The sequence below is a fragment of the Methylocystis sp. B8 genome (assembly GCF_005771425.1).
Taxonomy (GTDB): domain Bacteria; phylum Pseudomonadota; class Alphaproteobacteria; order Rhizobiales; family Beijerinckiaceae; genus Methylocystis.
On record NZ_VBTZ01000003.1, the window covers coordinates 120,025 to 133,791 of the forward strand.

Genomic DNA, 13,767 nt, shown 5'->3' on the forward strand with positions numbered 1-13,767 from the left:
GGTGTTTGGATGCTTTTGAATAACTTGGCGTTACCGATATTGGCCCTGCCGCGCGCTGCCAAACGGCTAGTCGTTGCGGCAGTAGATTTCAGCCTTTGCGTGCTCACAATTTGGTTCGCCTTCTATCTCCGATTGGGAGAGTTTATCGAACTGAGCGGCCCATCCTTGTGGGCGGTGATGGCCTCTGTGTTGATCGCCCTGCCGATATTCGCGGTTTTCGGGCTTTATCGAGCAATTTTCCGCTATTCGGGTTGGCCGGCCTTAATGACAGTGACCAAGGCGATCGGAGTATATGGCCTAATCTTTGCGGCCATATTTACCGCCATCGGAGTACAGGATGTGCCGCGCACGATCGGTTTAATCCAACCGATTTTGTTGCTTTTGTCGGTAGGCGCCTCGCGAGCGGTTGCCCGTTTTTGGCTGGGCGGCTTGTATGAAAGACAGCTCAAGCTGGCGACTTTGCCTAAGGTGCTGATTTATGGTGCCGGAAGCGCCGGACGTCAGTTGGCGGCGGCGATGGCGAACAGCCATGAGATGAGAGTAATCGCATTTCTGGACGATGACGACCGTTTGCAAGGCCATGTGGTTAACGGCTTGCCCATCCATAGTCCGGATGATTTGTCTCATTTGGTGGAGACGCGTGACATCAGCACGGTATTGCTAGCATTGCCTTCGGCTGGTCGCAAACGGCGTAATGAAATCCTGAACCAGATGTTGCACGCCAAGGTGTCGTTGCGCACGTTACCGAGCTTCTCTGAGCTCGCGAAGGGCACGATCACAGTTTCGGATTTGCAGGACCTAGACATTGACGACCTATTGGGACGCGAACCGGTCATGCCTGATCATGCACTGCTCGAGAAAGACATCATAGGCAAAGTAGTTCTGGTCACAGGGGCAGGCGGCTCTATCGGCAGCGAATTGTGTCGCCAGATTATCCAAGTCGGGCCAGTTGCTCTCTTGCTGGTCGATCATAGCGAGTTCGCGCTCTATCAAATCCATCAGGAGTTGCAGGCAAAACTTGTGGGAACCGCGGTCAAGCTGGTTCCCTTGCTCGCTTCGGTGCGTGATGAGAGACGCACCAACGAGATCATGTCGACATGGAGGCCCCATACCGTCTATCACGCCGCCGCATACAAGCACGTGCCCTTGGTCGAGCATAACCCGTCAGAAGGCGTCAAGAACAATGTGTTTGGCACGTTGACGGCGGCAAAGACGGCTGCTGCGCAAGGTGTGGCGAATTTCGTGTTAATCAGCACAGACAAAGCGGTCCGGCCAACCAATATCATGGGCGCCAGCAAACGCTTAGCGGAGATGGTGTTGCAAGCGTTGGCGGCGGCCTCGCGAAACACAAAATTCTCGATGGTCCGCTTCGGCAATGTGCTGGGGTCGTCCGGTTCGGTCGTCCCCAAGTTTCGCCAGCAGATCCGGGATGGAGGACCGATTACCCTGACCCACCCGGACATCACCCGTTATTTCATGACAATCCCAGAAGCTACTCAGCTAGTCATCCAGGCCGGGGCGATGGCCATAGGGGGAGACGTGTTTGTGCTGGATATGGGACAATCAGTCAGAATCATGGATCTGGCGCGCCGAATGATCGAACTCTCTGGCCTAACGGTGAAGGATGAGATGGATCCGGATGGCGACATCGATATTGAAGTCGTTGGACTGCGACCTGGCGAGAAACTTTACGAGGAACTTTTGATTGGTGACAATCCTCGGCCCACACTGCACCCACGGATCATGAAGGCGCATGAAGACTTTTTGCCTTGGGCGGTCCTTGAGGAAAAGCTCAATGCCCTCGAGCATGCCCTGAATGTGAACGATATCGACCGCATACGCTTGATGCTGGAACAGTTGGTCTCAGGCTACACACCTGAAGACGAGATTGTGGACTGGGTACACATGGAGCATGAAGCAGGGGTAGCTGACGCGTTAGACGCCGCAACAGTTCCGAGTTGAGCCCCGCGAGGGAAGAACGGCGGTAAACAGGATCAAGCGTCGTGACGCAACTACAGTGATCCCAGAGTTTTCATGCTTCCAAGCGCTTTGGTTTGTCCCTTGCGCAGGGCGACATCGGACCCGATGCAGAGGCCGAAAGGGAGCCAGAACGTGACCCAGTACCAGTTTGCAAAAGACGTTTGAACTTCGTAATCGACCAATCCGGCGATGCTCAATGTCAAAAGAACGCACAACGGGGCTGGGTTCCCGCCGGCGCGATAGTAACTGAACGTCGAGCGCACACCGCCAAGAAGAAGCACCAACATTGCTAAGCCTGCGCCCAAGCCGCCGCGGATTTGAGCTGCCAAAACCATGTTGTGGGGATGAAGTATTCTTTCACCATTGCTGACCGGGACGCCGAATATGATCCTTTGTCCGTATCCGCTAAACGGCTGCTCTAAAGCCATCGGAATGAATTTACTCCAGATTTCCAATCGGAGCCCGTCACCCCTCCTCAGAGCCAGGTCACGAAAATGGGGGATAATTATAACTAAGAACGCAGTTATTGCGGCGAAAAGAATAATCGCCTGTCGTATGCGTCGTGACGATATTAGGGAATAAACGCACAAGCTGCCAACTGATCCGACAAGAGCGCCGCGCCCCTGCGTGAGCAGGATCGCTATGAAGAGGACAAGAGCTGAGAGGAGGAGCAGAACGCGTCTCCAGTTCGACTCTAGGATAGAGGCAGTCGCGACAGAGGCGACGAAAAACATCGCGTATGTCAGACTGGCGTTCGTCGGCCAAAAGGCGGTGGCAAGGCCGTAGGTTGGATAAAGCCGATTGTCGACGATTGATGCAAGATCAGGCAATCCTTTGACAAAAACAACCAAATTTGCGGCTGCGTTGAGCGCAACGGTCGGTGCCAGGATAGTGTAAAACGCATCGAAAAAATTATGATAATCGACTACCAGTCGTGCCGTTACGAGTAGAAAGAGCAGAACCGGAATCATGAGTAGCATTTGTTGTATAAACGATAGCACGTCAGGTTCGGGATGCACCCAAGAACTCGCCGTAATGCACACCGTATAAAGCACGGCCGCTCCAAACATGGGCGAGCGCGCCATATGCAGCGTGCGTGCGGTGTTCTGTGCAGATATGGCGATTGGCAAGGCCAGAGTCCGCCATCTGAACCGGAACTGCGCTATGTGAAAGGGTAGGAACGCTAACGGAAGAACCGCATACAGGAACAGCTCGTGCCCCAAAAAAAAATTATTCGATAGGAACATCGAAGCGATGAACACGATGTAGGCTGCAAAGAGATACGTTACATTAGCTGATCGCTCAGATGCCGGGTTCGGCGCAGCGCATGCTTCTTGCTGAGTTGCACCAGAAATAACGTCGATCAATCGCCGAATGACGGGCACAAAAGAAAATATAACATCTTCTTTAAAGCCTGACATATTGAAAGCCCCTGTGTCGGTTCACACCGATCGATTTTTCTCTATCGTTCATAGCTCGTGAACCGCCCCATCGAGTGGTCCACACTGAAGCTATGGACTGCGCCGTTCTGAAGCGCTTTTTGCATTACTGCCTTTTCCGTTCCGCCGCAACAGATCTGACTGGCCCCTAAGGAGTGGTCCGATTTCAATGTTAGTTCATAGCTGGCCACGCGATGAAGTCGGGCACGAATGTTTCCGGGCCGGGGCAGGGTAATTCAACGAGGCGTGCGGGCGCATCGTGTTAAAGTGACGCCGCCAGCTGTCGATGATGATCTGGGCCTTGCACAGTGTGTAGAATATTTCGCCGTCGAGCAGTTCGTCGCGTAAGCGAATTCCGGTCCATAGTCTGAACGCACATGGCCGGGAACGCCGCGACAGGATGAAGAGATCGGAGAGCATGTCGATGACATCGACGGATTTCAGCCTCCGATCGATTCTTATGGCCAGACATTCATGCGGGAACTCATCGACGATGTTCAGTATGCGGTATTTCCTTCCGTCATGCGTGCGGTCCTCGACGAAGTCGTAGGACCAGACGTGATTGCGGCGTTCCGCCCGCAGGCGCGCGCATGATCCGTCCGCGAGCCAGAGTCGCTCACGCTTGTGTTGCTTCGCAGGAACCTTCAATCCTTCGCGCCGCCAGATGCGCTCGACGCGTTTGTTGTTGACTCCCAGCCAGCTCGGCGCGGTAGTTCGGCGATCTCGCGATAGATGTAGTGGCCGTATTGACGAGCGAGTTCGACGGTGTCAGGGGTCAGCCGTTCCTCATCCTTAAACCCCCCGGCGCCTTTGCGCTGCGTCGATCGATGCTCTCCGAGCGCCGCACAGCGCCGCGACGCTCGGACACATGCAACGCAGACCGATCACCAGACGGCGGCGGGCGGGGCTTAAAAGTTTCCCTTGGCAGCCTCTGAAGGATCAACTTGCCGAGCGTCAGATCGGAAACCGCCCTGCGAAACCGGGCGTTGTCTTGCTCAAAGTCCCTCAGTCGTTTGAGTTGGTCACCCTTCAATCCGCCGTATTCTTGCTGCCACCGGTAGTAGGTCACTCTCGGTCACGCCAATCTGACGAACGGCGTCGGCAACGTTCTGCCCTTGCGAAAGCAGGAAATCGACTTGCCGCAACTTCGCGACGATCTCTTCCGGCTTGTGGATTTTCCTCGGGATTTTGGCCCTCCTCGTCATTTCAAAAGATATACATCAGGTCGGACCACTCCCTGGGGGCCAGTCAGTGCCGCGCCGCCAACGACCGGCGCGTCACAAGTCGGTTGCGCCGACGTCTTGGGCGGAGACGCGGAATGGGCGCGGACGAAAGTAAAGGTCCCTCTCGGCATCGGAATGGTCGAACACCATGTCCTGGTTCATGCGCTCCGCCATGCTCGGCGACCAGTGGCGGAAGCGTGGCAGGAGCTGAGCCAGTGCAACGCCAGCCCTGACGGCCGTCAACGGGACAGACACGAGCCGCTCTGTTCGATCCAAGGCCTTAAACACGCGGGATGCCATGTCGCGATAAGAAAGGACCTCGCCGCCCGAGATGTTGTAGGCGCGAACGACCGCCGCCGGAGCGGCAAGAGCGGCCACGCAGGCGGCGGCGACGTCTTCGACATGGACCGGCTGGCGCAGGCCGCAGGCCGAGCCGAGCACAGGGAAAAAACCAAAACGCCGGATAAACGCAGCCATTTCCGCGATGTTTCTGTCGCGGCCGCTGCCGTAAATTAGCGTAGGGCGCAGGATTGTACACGCGACATTTCTGCGGACGGCCCAGTCGGAGACCGTCTCTTCCGCCGCGGCCAAGCGTTTGGCGAGGATGCGCTCGTTGGAGTCCGAGGAGCCGATCTTAGTGAAGCGGCTTGTCGAGGAGAGTGCGACAATACGTCTTACGCCGTGGGCCTCGAGCATGCGAAGGCGGTCGGGGAGCACCCAGATAGGGGAGAGGAAGATCCAGGAAGTGATCGCAGTGTCGATCATGGTCAAGGGCAGTGGTGCGTCCGCGCATACCGGGGTCGGAAGAACACGCCAAGTCACATTACCATTGTTGTTACCGTAGCCGACGTGCTGACGGGAAAACGCGGTCACCTGCCAGCCGTCGGCGTTCAGCGCGTTCACAAGGCTGTCGCCTATAGGACTTCGTGCACCAACCACACCTACAATGCCCTTACTGCCTGAGGTTCGCATCCTTCCCCCTGCCCGCCGCGGGTCCCGACGGCATCGGCTTGGTAACCGGACTCGCTCAATTTATGTGCGTCGACCGCGGCTGTGGTTTCGGTGCAGCAATCCCACGCGAAATTCAAGTCTAGTTTGACTGACCTTGCCTCCAAAGCAAGTGACGATGCCGAGGCGCCACTCTTGATATGCCGGAAACACGGCCAAGAGTCATCAGCGCTATGGCCTTGCATCACCCTGGGCGGCCTTTGATGGGACCGTTGAATTAACTGGGGTATGCTTGTCCATGGACCCTTAACGCCCGTTAAGGAAAAGAGTTGCCGACTCAAAGGGAGACGGCGATGCGATGAACGATAACGATCGAAGGCACGGACGAATTGGGCGCTGCACATCTGTCTGAATTAGCGCTAGAAAAAATTTGAACAGACTGACGTCCGGATGCGTGGGTTTTTCCATCGCGGACAACGAGGCGATCATGGCTCACCTGCAGCAGGTCATCGTTAAACAGCAATACGAGGCCTATGTTCTGGGCGCGTCGTTCTTGCGCGGATTGCGGGCGCTTTCTGCGCGCCGCCGCGTCGAGCATCTGGTCGGCCAGCAGCTTCTTCAGGCCATCCAGCGGAACTTGACTTTCCAGTTGTGAAGCGTCGTCTCCGAAACCGCGTATTTACGCACAGGATCGGCAGCCTTCGCCGCCACCTCCTGCTCTCGCAAAATCCCGAGGATCCGATCGTCCGTAAACCGTTTCTTCTTCATCGTGTCCGACGTGCAATAGGCCGGACACTAATCGATGCTGGAGGAATTTCTCAGGGGCAGGCCAGCAGCGTGACAGTCGCCGTCTGATCGTAATTCACGTCCCCCGACGTCCGGCGCTCGTGAAGACTTCGATCCGTCGCGTCGGGGACAGTTCGATCTCCGACACGTGTTTATGCTCTGAAATCGACATGTGTCGGAGCCCTTCGTCGCTCCGATTATCGTCGCTGATGCTTCCAACCGCTCCACATATAAATCGGGGCATGAGAAGCTCTACTCGCGCTCCTTGAGTAGCGATGCTAGATACGCCCTGTAGGCGCTCTTGGCCATTCCGTTGATGATGCGCCTCAAATCCGAGTCAGATATCCAGCCCGCCGCCAAGGCGATCTCCTCGGGACAAGCGACGCTTTGGCCTTGGCGCGTTTCAATGGTCCTGATGAACTCTCCGGCTTCCATCAAGGAATCGGGAGTGCCGGTATCCAACCAAGCGAAGCCCCTACCCATCTTTTGGACGTATAATTCGCCGAGCGCAAGATAAGCATTGTTAAGGTCGGTGATCTCAAGCTCGCCCCGCGGAGAGGGGTTCAGTTTAGAGGCGAACTCGGGCGCTCGTCCATCGTAAAAATAGAGGCCTGTCACCGCCCAATTCGACCGCGGAGTTTTTGGCTTTTCTACTAATGTTCGCACACGATTGTTGTGGCCGAACTCGACAACGCCGTATCGCTCGGGATCTTTGACGTGGTACGCGAAAACTGTCGCGCCGGTTTTCGTCTCTGCGCCGGATTTCAAAAGATCTGGCAGACCATGACCATAGAATAAGTTGTCTCCTAAAATGAGGACGGAATTTTGGCCTCTCACGAAGTCGGCGCCAATGATGTAGGCTTGTGCTAATCCTTCCGGCTGAGATTGTTCGGCATATGTCAGCTTGATGCCCCACTGCGATCCGTCGCTGAGAAGCCGCTGGAAAAGTGGCCGGTCGCTCGGCGTGGAAATGATCAAAATCTCCCGAATATCAGCGAGCATCAAAGTCGACAATGGATAGTAGATCATCGGCTTATCATAAACAGGCAGAAGTTGTTTGGACACGACGTACGTCATCGGATGCAATCTGGAGCCGCTGCCGCCAGCCAATATAATGCCGCGCATGAGGTGTTCACCTATTTTTGAGCAATCGTGCGACGACGCCAGGAAGAGAACTTCGCCACGAAGGAAGAATGACACCGTATACGGTCGCGAGCTTATGTGTGTCGAGTCGCGAATTCGAGGGTCGTCCCGCGGGGGTTGGATATAGGCGTGTGGCTAGGGGCGTAACCGCGACTGGCCGGCGGCCGTGCTTGGCGGCCTTGGCGAAAGATCGCTTCGGCAAAATCCGCCCAATCCGCCGAGCCGCCCGCCAAGTGAAAAATTTCAAGAAGACGCTTGTCTCGGAGGTGGGCTCTCACCGCATAGCAAAAGTCGAAAATCGCGTCCGCGATGTCGAGAGCACTCATAGGCTTGCCTGTTTGTTCGGCCACGATGTTCACATTATCCCGTGTCTCGCCGAGGCGTAGCATGGTTCGTACAGAATTCATGCCGAATGAATCAGTTAGGCCCGTGAGTCCTGAGGGTCACATGGCGCAGGTGCGCAGCTTTTACCGCATGCTCCTCCAAGAGTTTGGATCGTCCGATATCCCAAAAGAGCGCCGTGGGGGCGTCCGCGCGATAAGGGTGATTGGAGCTTCCCTCGAATATGTAGTCCGTCGAGAGCTGATGATCGGAGCGCCCATACGAGATGTGGCGAAAGCCACGGTGCTGGCCCCATCGCTATCGATCCGTGTTGCGCAAGCCCCTCGCCTTCAGCCTTGTCTACAGCAATGTAAGCGCCGGCATTGACGACTACGTCGGGCGCGATGGATTCGATTGCGGGGATGAGAGATGTCGGTTCAGCGAGATCGAACTGCGGGCATGCAAGTGCCACTATTTCAACGCCATGCGTTGATGCGCTCAGGAAGCGATTGAGCAATTTGACCTTGCGATCCAGTGACGGCTACCCGCATATCAGTATATCAATTAAAAAATTGTCGGCAGATCAGCAAGGCATGGATGCTTGCGGTCCTTATCCGAAAGAATTGCTCGATTGGAGGCGATTCCCCAGTTTATGCAAAGCGCAGGATCATCCCAGGCGAGTCCGTGCTCGTACCTCGGCGCGTAATATTCGGTCACTTTATAAAGCACTTCAGTATCTGGTTCGAGAACCACATAGCCGTGGGCAAATCCGATCGGCACGAGGAGTTGTCTCCAGTTTTCAGCAGAAAGCTCTGTACCGACATGCATACCGAAGCTCGGCGATGATCTGCGCAAATCAACGGCGACGTCGAGGATGCGGCCGCGCGCCACGCGCACCAGCTTATGCTGGGCGAAAGGCGGTGATTGGAAATGAAGCCCACGTACCGTTCCAACGATAGCTGATAATGCGTGATTATCCTGAACGAAATCCAGATCAACGCCCGCTTCAACGTAGGAGCGGCGCGAATAAACTTCGGAGAAAAAACCCCGCTGATCCCCGAATTTCGTGGGCGTAATGATCTTGACGTCGGGGATGTCAGTCGCTTCTATCTTCAGCATTGTCCAACTATTCTTGCCACTAGACCGCCGCGCCCATCCGCTCGCCGTCATAGGAGCTCAAGCGGATCGCCTCCCACCAATCGCGATTGGCAAGGTACCATTCGACGGTCTTTCGTAAACCCGACTCAAAACTGTGTCTTGGTCGCCAGCCCAAATCGTCTCGGATCCTGCTCACGTCGATCGCATAGCGCTGATCGTGTCCTGGGCGATCGGCGACGAAAGTGATGAGCCTACGTCGAGATCCGCCATCGCTGCTTGGGGAAAGCTCATCCACGAGGTCGCAGATCGCTTCAACCACTTCGATGTTACGCCTTTCATTGCAGCCTCCTATATTGTAGTTCGCTCCCGGCGCTCCGTTCTGCGCAACCAGCAAAAGCGCTTCGGCATGATCCTCGACAAAGAGCCAGTCGCGGACATTGTCTCCGAGACCGTAAACGGGCAAAGGGCGTCCTTCGAAAGCGTTGATGATCGTCAGGGGAATCAATTTTTCTGGAAAGTGATAGGGCCCATAATTGTTCGAACAATTCGTCAGAACGGTCGGGAGCCCATAGGTATGGTGCCAAGCGCGCACCAAGTGGTCGGAGCTTGCTTTTGAAGCCGAATATGGCGAACTTGGAGCATAGGGCGTCTCTTCGGTGAAAAAGCCGGTCTCGCCAAGCGAACCATACACCTCGTCCGTCGAAATATGATGAAAACGAAATTTGTCGCGCCGATCAGCCGGCAGATTGCGCCAATATCCGAGCGCCGCCTGAAGGAGCACGTAGGTGCCGACCACATTAGTTTGAATAAATTCGCCGGGACCATCGATGGACCGATCGACGTGGCTCTCAGCCGCCAAATGCATGATGACGTCGGGTTGGAAATCAGACAGCGCGGCCGTCACCAAGCCTGCGTCGCAGATGTCGCCCTTTCGGAAGGAATAGCGGGAGTTTTGCGCGATAGACGAAAGAGAGGCGAGGTTCCCAGCATAGGTCAGCTTATCGAAAACCAGGGCTCGATGGCCGGTTTCATCAATAATCCTCCGAGAAACGGCGGACCCGATGAATCCGGCCCCTCCTGTCACCATAATGCGCATGGAGTTCACACTGAGCAATTTGAAAAGCCCCTATCACTTTAAAAGCAACTGAGCTCATCTTAAGGCAAGAACTGGCACATTATCGCGTCAGCTGCAATCGGAACAAGTAGGTCGCGGCGGCCCGGCTTGATCTCGCTAACGCGTTCGTAGCGATCGGGAAACCGACATGGAATGCGCACGCTTGGCGGGCGTGACGGGCATCTTAGTCGAGAACCCGTGTGGAGCGATTTAGTCCGGCCACGCCAGTGTCTGCGTTCGCGATCTTTCGAACGCAGCCTCGTTTGTCATAGGGCGGCGGGCGGGGCTACATGACGGACTTCTGATGACCCGACGGATGATCGGGAGATTTTTCTAATGTTGATGTTCTTCCGGAGCTGGCATTCGTCTGCACGGCCTCGGCCGTCTTTAGCATTTGTGGGATTCCGTATTCAGGCGTTGAACGAGGTCGAGTCCCGCTAGAGCGCGTTCGTTATTTTCGGATTCCGCAGGGATTCTCGAAATCGGTTGGTATCTGATTCCTTGGTTGCGAGAGCGACGGAGGAGGAGCATGGCGCGGGCGAAAGCCAGGATTTGCCTGACTGAGTGATCGACGAAGCGTTGGGGGATGCTGGCGTGCGTCACACGGCGGCGCACCCGGGGTTGGCGACGCTATGGCGATCGTATGGGTGCGACGCGCCTGTCAGACTGGCGGACGGACGCCGCGTTAGAAAAGCCAGCCACAAACTTCGAAGCTCGATCCGCGCCGCGATTAATCTGCTCGCGCTGATTGCGGCGATGCCGGAATTGACGATCGGCGAATTATTGGAGCGGCCACTGGCCGAGCGCGGGGTGATGGCAAGTCGTGCGACGCGGTGAACGTTTCTTGACCGCTACGGTCTCACGCTCAAAAAAAGACCGCCCATGCGAGCGAGCAGGACCGACCCGACATTGTGGGGCGATGTTAAATGGTTTAGCGGTCAGCTCGATCTCGACATCGAGAGGCTCGTCTTCATCGACGAGACTTGGGCGACGACAAACATGGAGCGCAAAAAAGGCCGCGTGCCCCAAAGGCGAGTGGCTGCGCGTCCGTCCTCATGGCCATTGGAAAACGACGATCTTTGTCGCCGGATTACCGCTGACCGGGGTGGCACGATGGTCCTCGATGGCCCGATCAGCAGCCTATGGTTCCGGGCCTATGTCGATTACTCGGCCGCGCCCTCACTCTCGCTTCCGCAGGCGATTCCATTGCGCCACGTGAAGCCGGAATCATCCCAAGAAAAATTTTGCGCAACAACTGGTCACCATGTGGTCACCAAGAGCCTGCGCGCGACGACATTCAAGACCGTATGTTATTGATTTATTTGGTGAGCGCGCCGGGGCTCGAACCCGGGACCCCCTGATTAAAAGTCAGGTGCTCTACCGACTGAGCTACGCGCTCGCTCCAGAAGCGGCGGGCGAGGCCGCCGAAGTCGACTGAGCGGGTCGGTCCGTTCGGCCGCGCGGGATCTATCCCCCGCGTCTTGCGATCAACTACCGGCGGGCGGGGAGCCGGTCAACCCCTGGCGGCCGCTCGGCGCCTACGCCGTCATCTTGGCGAAAAGCGCCACCGCGCCGAAGATTATCGCGGACACCACCGTTGTTATCGCCGCTTTTTTCAAGAGATCGGGCGAGGCTGGAGCGCCCCGATCGGCGCCTTCGGGAAGCTCTTCCTCGGCCTCTTCGGATGAGCGGACGCCGAGCGGCAGCACGGCGAACAGCACGATCCACCAGATCGTCAGATAGATCGCCGCGGCCAGCGGTAGTGAAAAGGGCATCAGGCCTGCTCGAGTTCGATCAGCGCGCCGGAGAAATCTTTTGGGTGCAGAAAGAGCACCGGCTTGCCGTGGGCGCCGATTCTTGGCTCGCCATCGCCGAGCACGCGCGCGCCGGAGGCCTTGAGCCGCTCGCGCGCCTCGAGGATGTCATCGACCTCGTAACAGATATGGTGAATGCCGCCCGATGGGTTTTTGGCGACGAAGCCCGCGATCGGCGAGTTTTCCCCGTAGGGCTCGAGGAGCTCAATCTTGGTGTTCGGCAATTCCACGAAAACGACCGTTACGCCATGCTGCGCCAGTCTCTCCGGCGCCGAGACCTTCGCCCCGAGAGCGTCGCGATAGACGGCGGAAGCCTTTTCGACGCTATCGACGGCGATGGCGACATGGTTCAGACGGCCGATCATTTTCACCTTCCGGAAGAATGCTGTGCAGCGCCAATAAGCGCAGAAGCGAGCAATTTCAACCGGAGGGGCGCACCTCGTCGGCCTGCTGCGTGCGGCCCATCCCGTCGATCGCGCTCCGCAAGGGAACGAAGCGTGGATCGAGACGGACGAAAGAGCTCCAAGGGCAGCCGTCGGCAATGCCTCGGCGAATGGCTTCGAGCGCTTCCGCGCGCTTGCCCAGAGCAAAAAAGGCGGCGGCGAGGAAGCACGGCGGCGCGTAAAGCTTGGCGTCCTCGGCGAGTCTCGCAATAAGCGCTTCGGCTTCCTCGTAGCGGCTGGCGCGCGCGAGCGCATAGGCGAGCACGGTCAGTTGGAAGGGATCGTCCGGGCTCCAGGAAACGGCGCGGCGCGCCGCGCTCACCGCCTCCTCGTGGAAGCCTTGAAGGCTATAGGCGATGGACATCACGAGATGGAGTGTGGCCGCGTCAGGCCTCAAATCGAGTCCGTCGCGCGCATAGCGGCGCGCCCGCTCAAGATCGCCGGCGCAGAGAATGAACCAGGAGCGCAACGAAAGCAGCGCCTGATCATGCGGCGAGTTGATGAGGCCCTCTTCGCAATCGACGAGCGCCTCTTCGAGGCGACCTGCAGCGGCGAACAGCCAACTGCGGTAGACGCGCGCCTTGCCATAAAGAGGATCATCGGCGACCGCCTCATCGAGAAAGCCGAGGCCCTCGGAAATCCTTCCTCTCAGAGCGCCGCGCGCCCAGCCGAGAACAGCGCGCGCCGGCGTATGATCGGGCGCGACGCCAAGCGCGCGGCCGGCGAAGTCTTCGATCATCGCCGCCGCTTCGGCGGGTCGCAGAAATCCGCGAACGGCCCTGCCAGCGGCGATGTCGGCGGCGAGCGACCACACCGACGGGTTGTTAGAGTCGAGCTGAGCGGCTGAAGCGATCGCCTCCTGCGCGCGGGCGAAGCCGTCCCTCGTCCGGTCGCCGGCAAGTTCATAGGCCGTCTGCCAGAGATCGAGGATATGCGGCTCTGTCGACGGCGCGAACCGCAGCGGTTGCGCTGCGACTTCGTCGACGATTTCCACCGAGGCGCGCAGCGACAATCCCCTGCCATAGGCGGTGGCGATCAATTCCTCGCCGCCGGCCTCCCGCAGCGGCTTTCTCAAAAGATAGGCGCAGCGGTCGATGGAATCGTCGGAAACGGCGCGACCTGGCCATAGTCGCGCCGCGATTTCGCTTTTGGTGACGAGAGTCCCCGACGATTCAAGCAGCATTTCAAGGAGTTGACGCGCTTGTGGGCCGAGATGGATGCGTTTGCCGTCGCGTTGTAGGCCGCCTTGGGCGCTGTAATTGAAGCCTGAAAATCGCCTAATCAACTCGCCCATGGTGGTCCCCTTGCCGATAATCGCAACACCATGCGATTTCGGCAAGGCCATAATATGGTTTAAGTATAAAAGATTACATGGTTTTTCGACGCGGTGGCTCCACGCGGCCACTCCTCGGGGCTGTAAAATAAAAAACGCCGGACGTACCTCCGGCCCGGCGTTTG

The 13,767-nt window shown here is 57.3% G+C and carries 11 protein-coding genes, 1 tRNA gene and 6 pseudogenes; 3 read left to right on the forward strand and 15 right to left on the reverse strand.

Annotation, left to right across the window (positions count from 1 at the left end; all coding sequences use genetic code 11):
* Positions 1 to 9: 9 nt before the first annotated feature.
* Positions 10 to 1,962, forward strand: a complete 1,953-nt coding sequence (locus FEV16_RS07305; RefSeq protein WP_138166975.1) for a nucleoside-diphosphate sugar epimerase/dehydratase — start codon at positions 10 to 12, stop codon at positions 1,960 to 1,962.
* A 50-nt stretch (positions 1,963 to 2,012) separates the two neighbouring features.
* Here the strand turns inward: FEV16_RS07305 and FEV16_RS07310 are convergent, their stop codons facing one another.
* The 3 genes and pseudogenes from FEV16_RS07310 to FEV16_RS07320 all read right to left on the reverse strand — a co-directional run bounded on the left by FEV16_RS07310 (position 2,013) and on the right by FEV16_RS07320 (position 5,545).
* Entirely contained in the window at positions 2,013 to 3,401 is a 1,389-nt protein-coding gene (locus FEV16_RS07310) for an O-antigen ligase family protein (protein WP_138166976.1), read from the reverse strand.
* A 195-nt stretch (positions 3,402 to 3,596) separates the two neighbouring features.
* A pseudogene (locus FEV16_RS07315) lies at positions 3,597 to 4,606 on the reverse strand (IS3 family transposase).
* 90 nt (positions 4,607 to 4,696) lie between these two features.
* On the reverse strand, positions 4,697 to 5,545 hold the full coding sequence (locus tag FEV16_RS07320; RefSeq protein WP_210234869.1) for an NAD(P)-dependent oxidoreductase: 849 nt from the start codon (positions 5,543 to 5,545) through the stop codon (positions 4,697 to 4,699).
* A gap of 410 nt (positions 5,546 to 5,955) precedes the next feature.
* On the opposite strand from FEV16_RS07320, the pseudogene FEV16_RS07325 reads away from it, so the two are divergent.
* A pseudogene (locus FEV16_RS07325) lies at positions 5,956 to 6,171 on the forward strand (ISKra4 family transposase); the annotation flags it as partial.
* Here FEV16_RS07325 and FEV16_RS07330 read toward each other — a convergent pair.
* From FEV16_RS07330 to rfbB, 8 genes and pseudogenes are all read right to left on the reverse strand, one after another.
* Positions 6,162 to 6,358 (reverse strand): annotated as a pseudogene (locus FEV16_RS07330) (transposase); the annotation flags it as partial. The pseudogenes FEV16_RS07325 and FEV16_RS07330 sit on opposite strands and share 10 nt — an antisense overlap.
* Before the next feature lie 270 nt (positions 6,359 to 6,628).
* On the reverse strand, positions 6,629 to 7,501 hold the full coding sequence (gene rfbA, locus FEV16_RS07335; protein WP_138166979.1) for a glucose-1-phosphate thymidylyltransferase RfbA: 873 nt from the start codon (positions 7,499 to 7,501) through the stop codon (positions 6,629 to 6,631).
* A 7-nt stretch (positions 7,502 to 7,508) separates the two neighbouring features.
* Complete coding sequence (locus tag FEV16_RS17190; protein ID WP_348639971.1) at positions 7,509 to 7,766, reverse strand: sugar nucleotide-binding protein; 258 nt, start codon at positions 7,764 to 7,766, stop codon at positions 7,509 to 7,511.
* Positions 7,744 to 7,926 (reverse strand): annotated as a pseudogene (locus FEV16_RS17195) (sugar nucleotide-binding protein); the annotation flags it as partial. The pseudogene FEV16_RS17195 and the gene FEV16_RS17190, both read right to left, overlap by 23 nt.
* 10 nt (positions 7,927 to 7,936) lie before the next feature.
* Positions 7,937 to 8,128 (reverse strand): sugar nucleotide-binding protein, encoded by a 192-nt coding sequence (locus FEV16_RS17425; RefSeq protein ID WP_348639976.1) that lies wholly within the window; start codon positions 8,126 to 8,128, stop codon positions 7,937 to 7,939.
* 109 nt (positions 8,129 to 8,237) lie between these two features.
* Positions 8,238 to 8,312 (reverse strand): annotated as a pseudogene (locus tag FEV16_RS17430) (hypothetical protein); the annotation flags it as partial.
* Between the two features lie 92 nt (positions 8,313 to 8,404).
* On the reverse strand, positions 8,405 to 8,959 hold the full coding sequence (gene rfbC / locus FEV16_RS07345; protein WP_138166980.1) for a dTDP-4-dehydrorhamnose 3,5-epimerase: 555 nt from the start codon (positions 8,957 to 8,959) through the stop codon (positions 8,405 to 8,407).
* A gap of 19 nt (positions 8,960 to 8,978) precedes the next feature.
* The gene (gene rfbB, locus FEV16_RS07350) at positions 8,979 to 10,034 is read right to left on the reverse strand and encodes a dTDP-glucose 4,6-dehydratase (RefSeq protein WP_138166981.1); all 1,056 of its coding nucleotides are present in this window, start codon (positions 10,032 to 10,034) and stop codon (positions 8,979 to 8,981) included.
* Between the two features lie 945 nt (positions 10,035 to 10,979).
* Between rfbB and FEV16_RS17200 the strand changes: the two are divergent.
* Positions 10,980 to 11,216: pseudogene (locus FEV16_RS17200) on the forward strand (IS630 family transposase); the annotation flags it as partial.
* A 159-nt stretch (positions 11,217 to 11,375) separates the two neighbouring features.
* Here the strand turns inward: FEV16_RS17200 and FEV16_RS07365 are convergent.
* The 4 genes from FEV16_RS07365 to FEV16_RS07380 form a co-directional block, all read right to left on the reverse strand.
* Positions 11,376 to 11,451: transfer RNA gene (locus FEV16_RS07365), tRNA-Lys, on the reverse strand.
* A 139-nt stretch (positions 11,452 to 11,590) separates the two neighbouring features.
* A complete protein-coding gene (locus FEV16_RS07370) occupies positions 11,591 to 11,827 on the reverse strand; it encodes a DUF1467 family protein (RefSeq protein ID WP_138166984.1) in 237 nt (78 codons plus the stop codon).
* Positions 11,827 to 12,231, reverse strand: coding sequence for a methylmalonyl-CoA epimerase (gene mce / locus FEV16_RS07375; protein ID WP_138166985.1), 405 nt, complete (start codon positions 12,229 to 12,231; stop codon positions 11,827 to 11,829). Before mce ends, FEV16_RS07370 begins: the two co-directional genes overlap by 1 nt.
* Before the next feature lie 55 nt (positions 12,232 to 12,286).
* A complete protein-coding gene (locus FEV16_RS07380) occupies positions 12,287 to 13,603 on the reverse strand; it encodes a winged helix-turn-helix domain-containing protein (RefSeq protein WP_138166986.1) in 1,317 nt (438 codons plus the stop codon).
* Positions 13,604 to 13,767: the final 164 nt, after the last annotated feature.

What these genes read in the sequence shown, in the direction of transcription:
- FEV16_RS07305 (WP_138166975.1), top strand. Translation starts at nt 10, where the DNA reads ATGCTTTTGAATAACTTGGCGTTACCGATATTGGCCCTGCCGCGCGCT.
- FEV16_RS07310 (WP_138166976.1), bottom strand. Translation starts at nt 3,401, where the DNA reads ATGTCAGGCTTTAAAGAAGATGTTATATTTTCTTTTGTGCCCGTCATT.
- rfbA (WP_138166979.1), bottom strand. Translation starts at nt 7,501, where the DNA reads ATGCGCGGCATTATATTGGCTGGCGGCAGCGGCTCCAGATTGCATCCG.
- rfbC (WP_138166980.1), bottom strand. Translation starts at nt 8,959, where the DNA reads ATGCTGAAGATAGAAGCGACTGACATCCCCGACGTCAAGATCATTACG.
- rfbB (WP_138166981.1), bottom strand. Translation starts at nt 10,034, where the DNA reads ATGCGCATTATGGTGACAGGAGGGGCCGGATTCATCGGGTCCGCCGTT.
- FEV16_RS07370 (WP_138166984.1), bottom strand. Translation starts at nt 11,827, where the DNA reads ATGCCCTTTTCACTACCGCTGGCCGCGGCGATCTATCTGACGATCTGG.
- mce (WP_138166985.1), bottom strand. Translation starts at nt 12,231, where the DNA reads ATGATCGGCCGTCTGAACCATGTCGCCATCGCCGTCGATAGCGTCGAA.
- FEV16_RS07380 (WP_138166986.1), bottom strand. Translation starts at nt 13,603, where the DNA reads ATGGGCGAGTTGATTAGGCGATTTTCAGGCTTCAATTACAGCGCCCAA.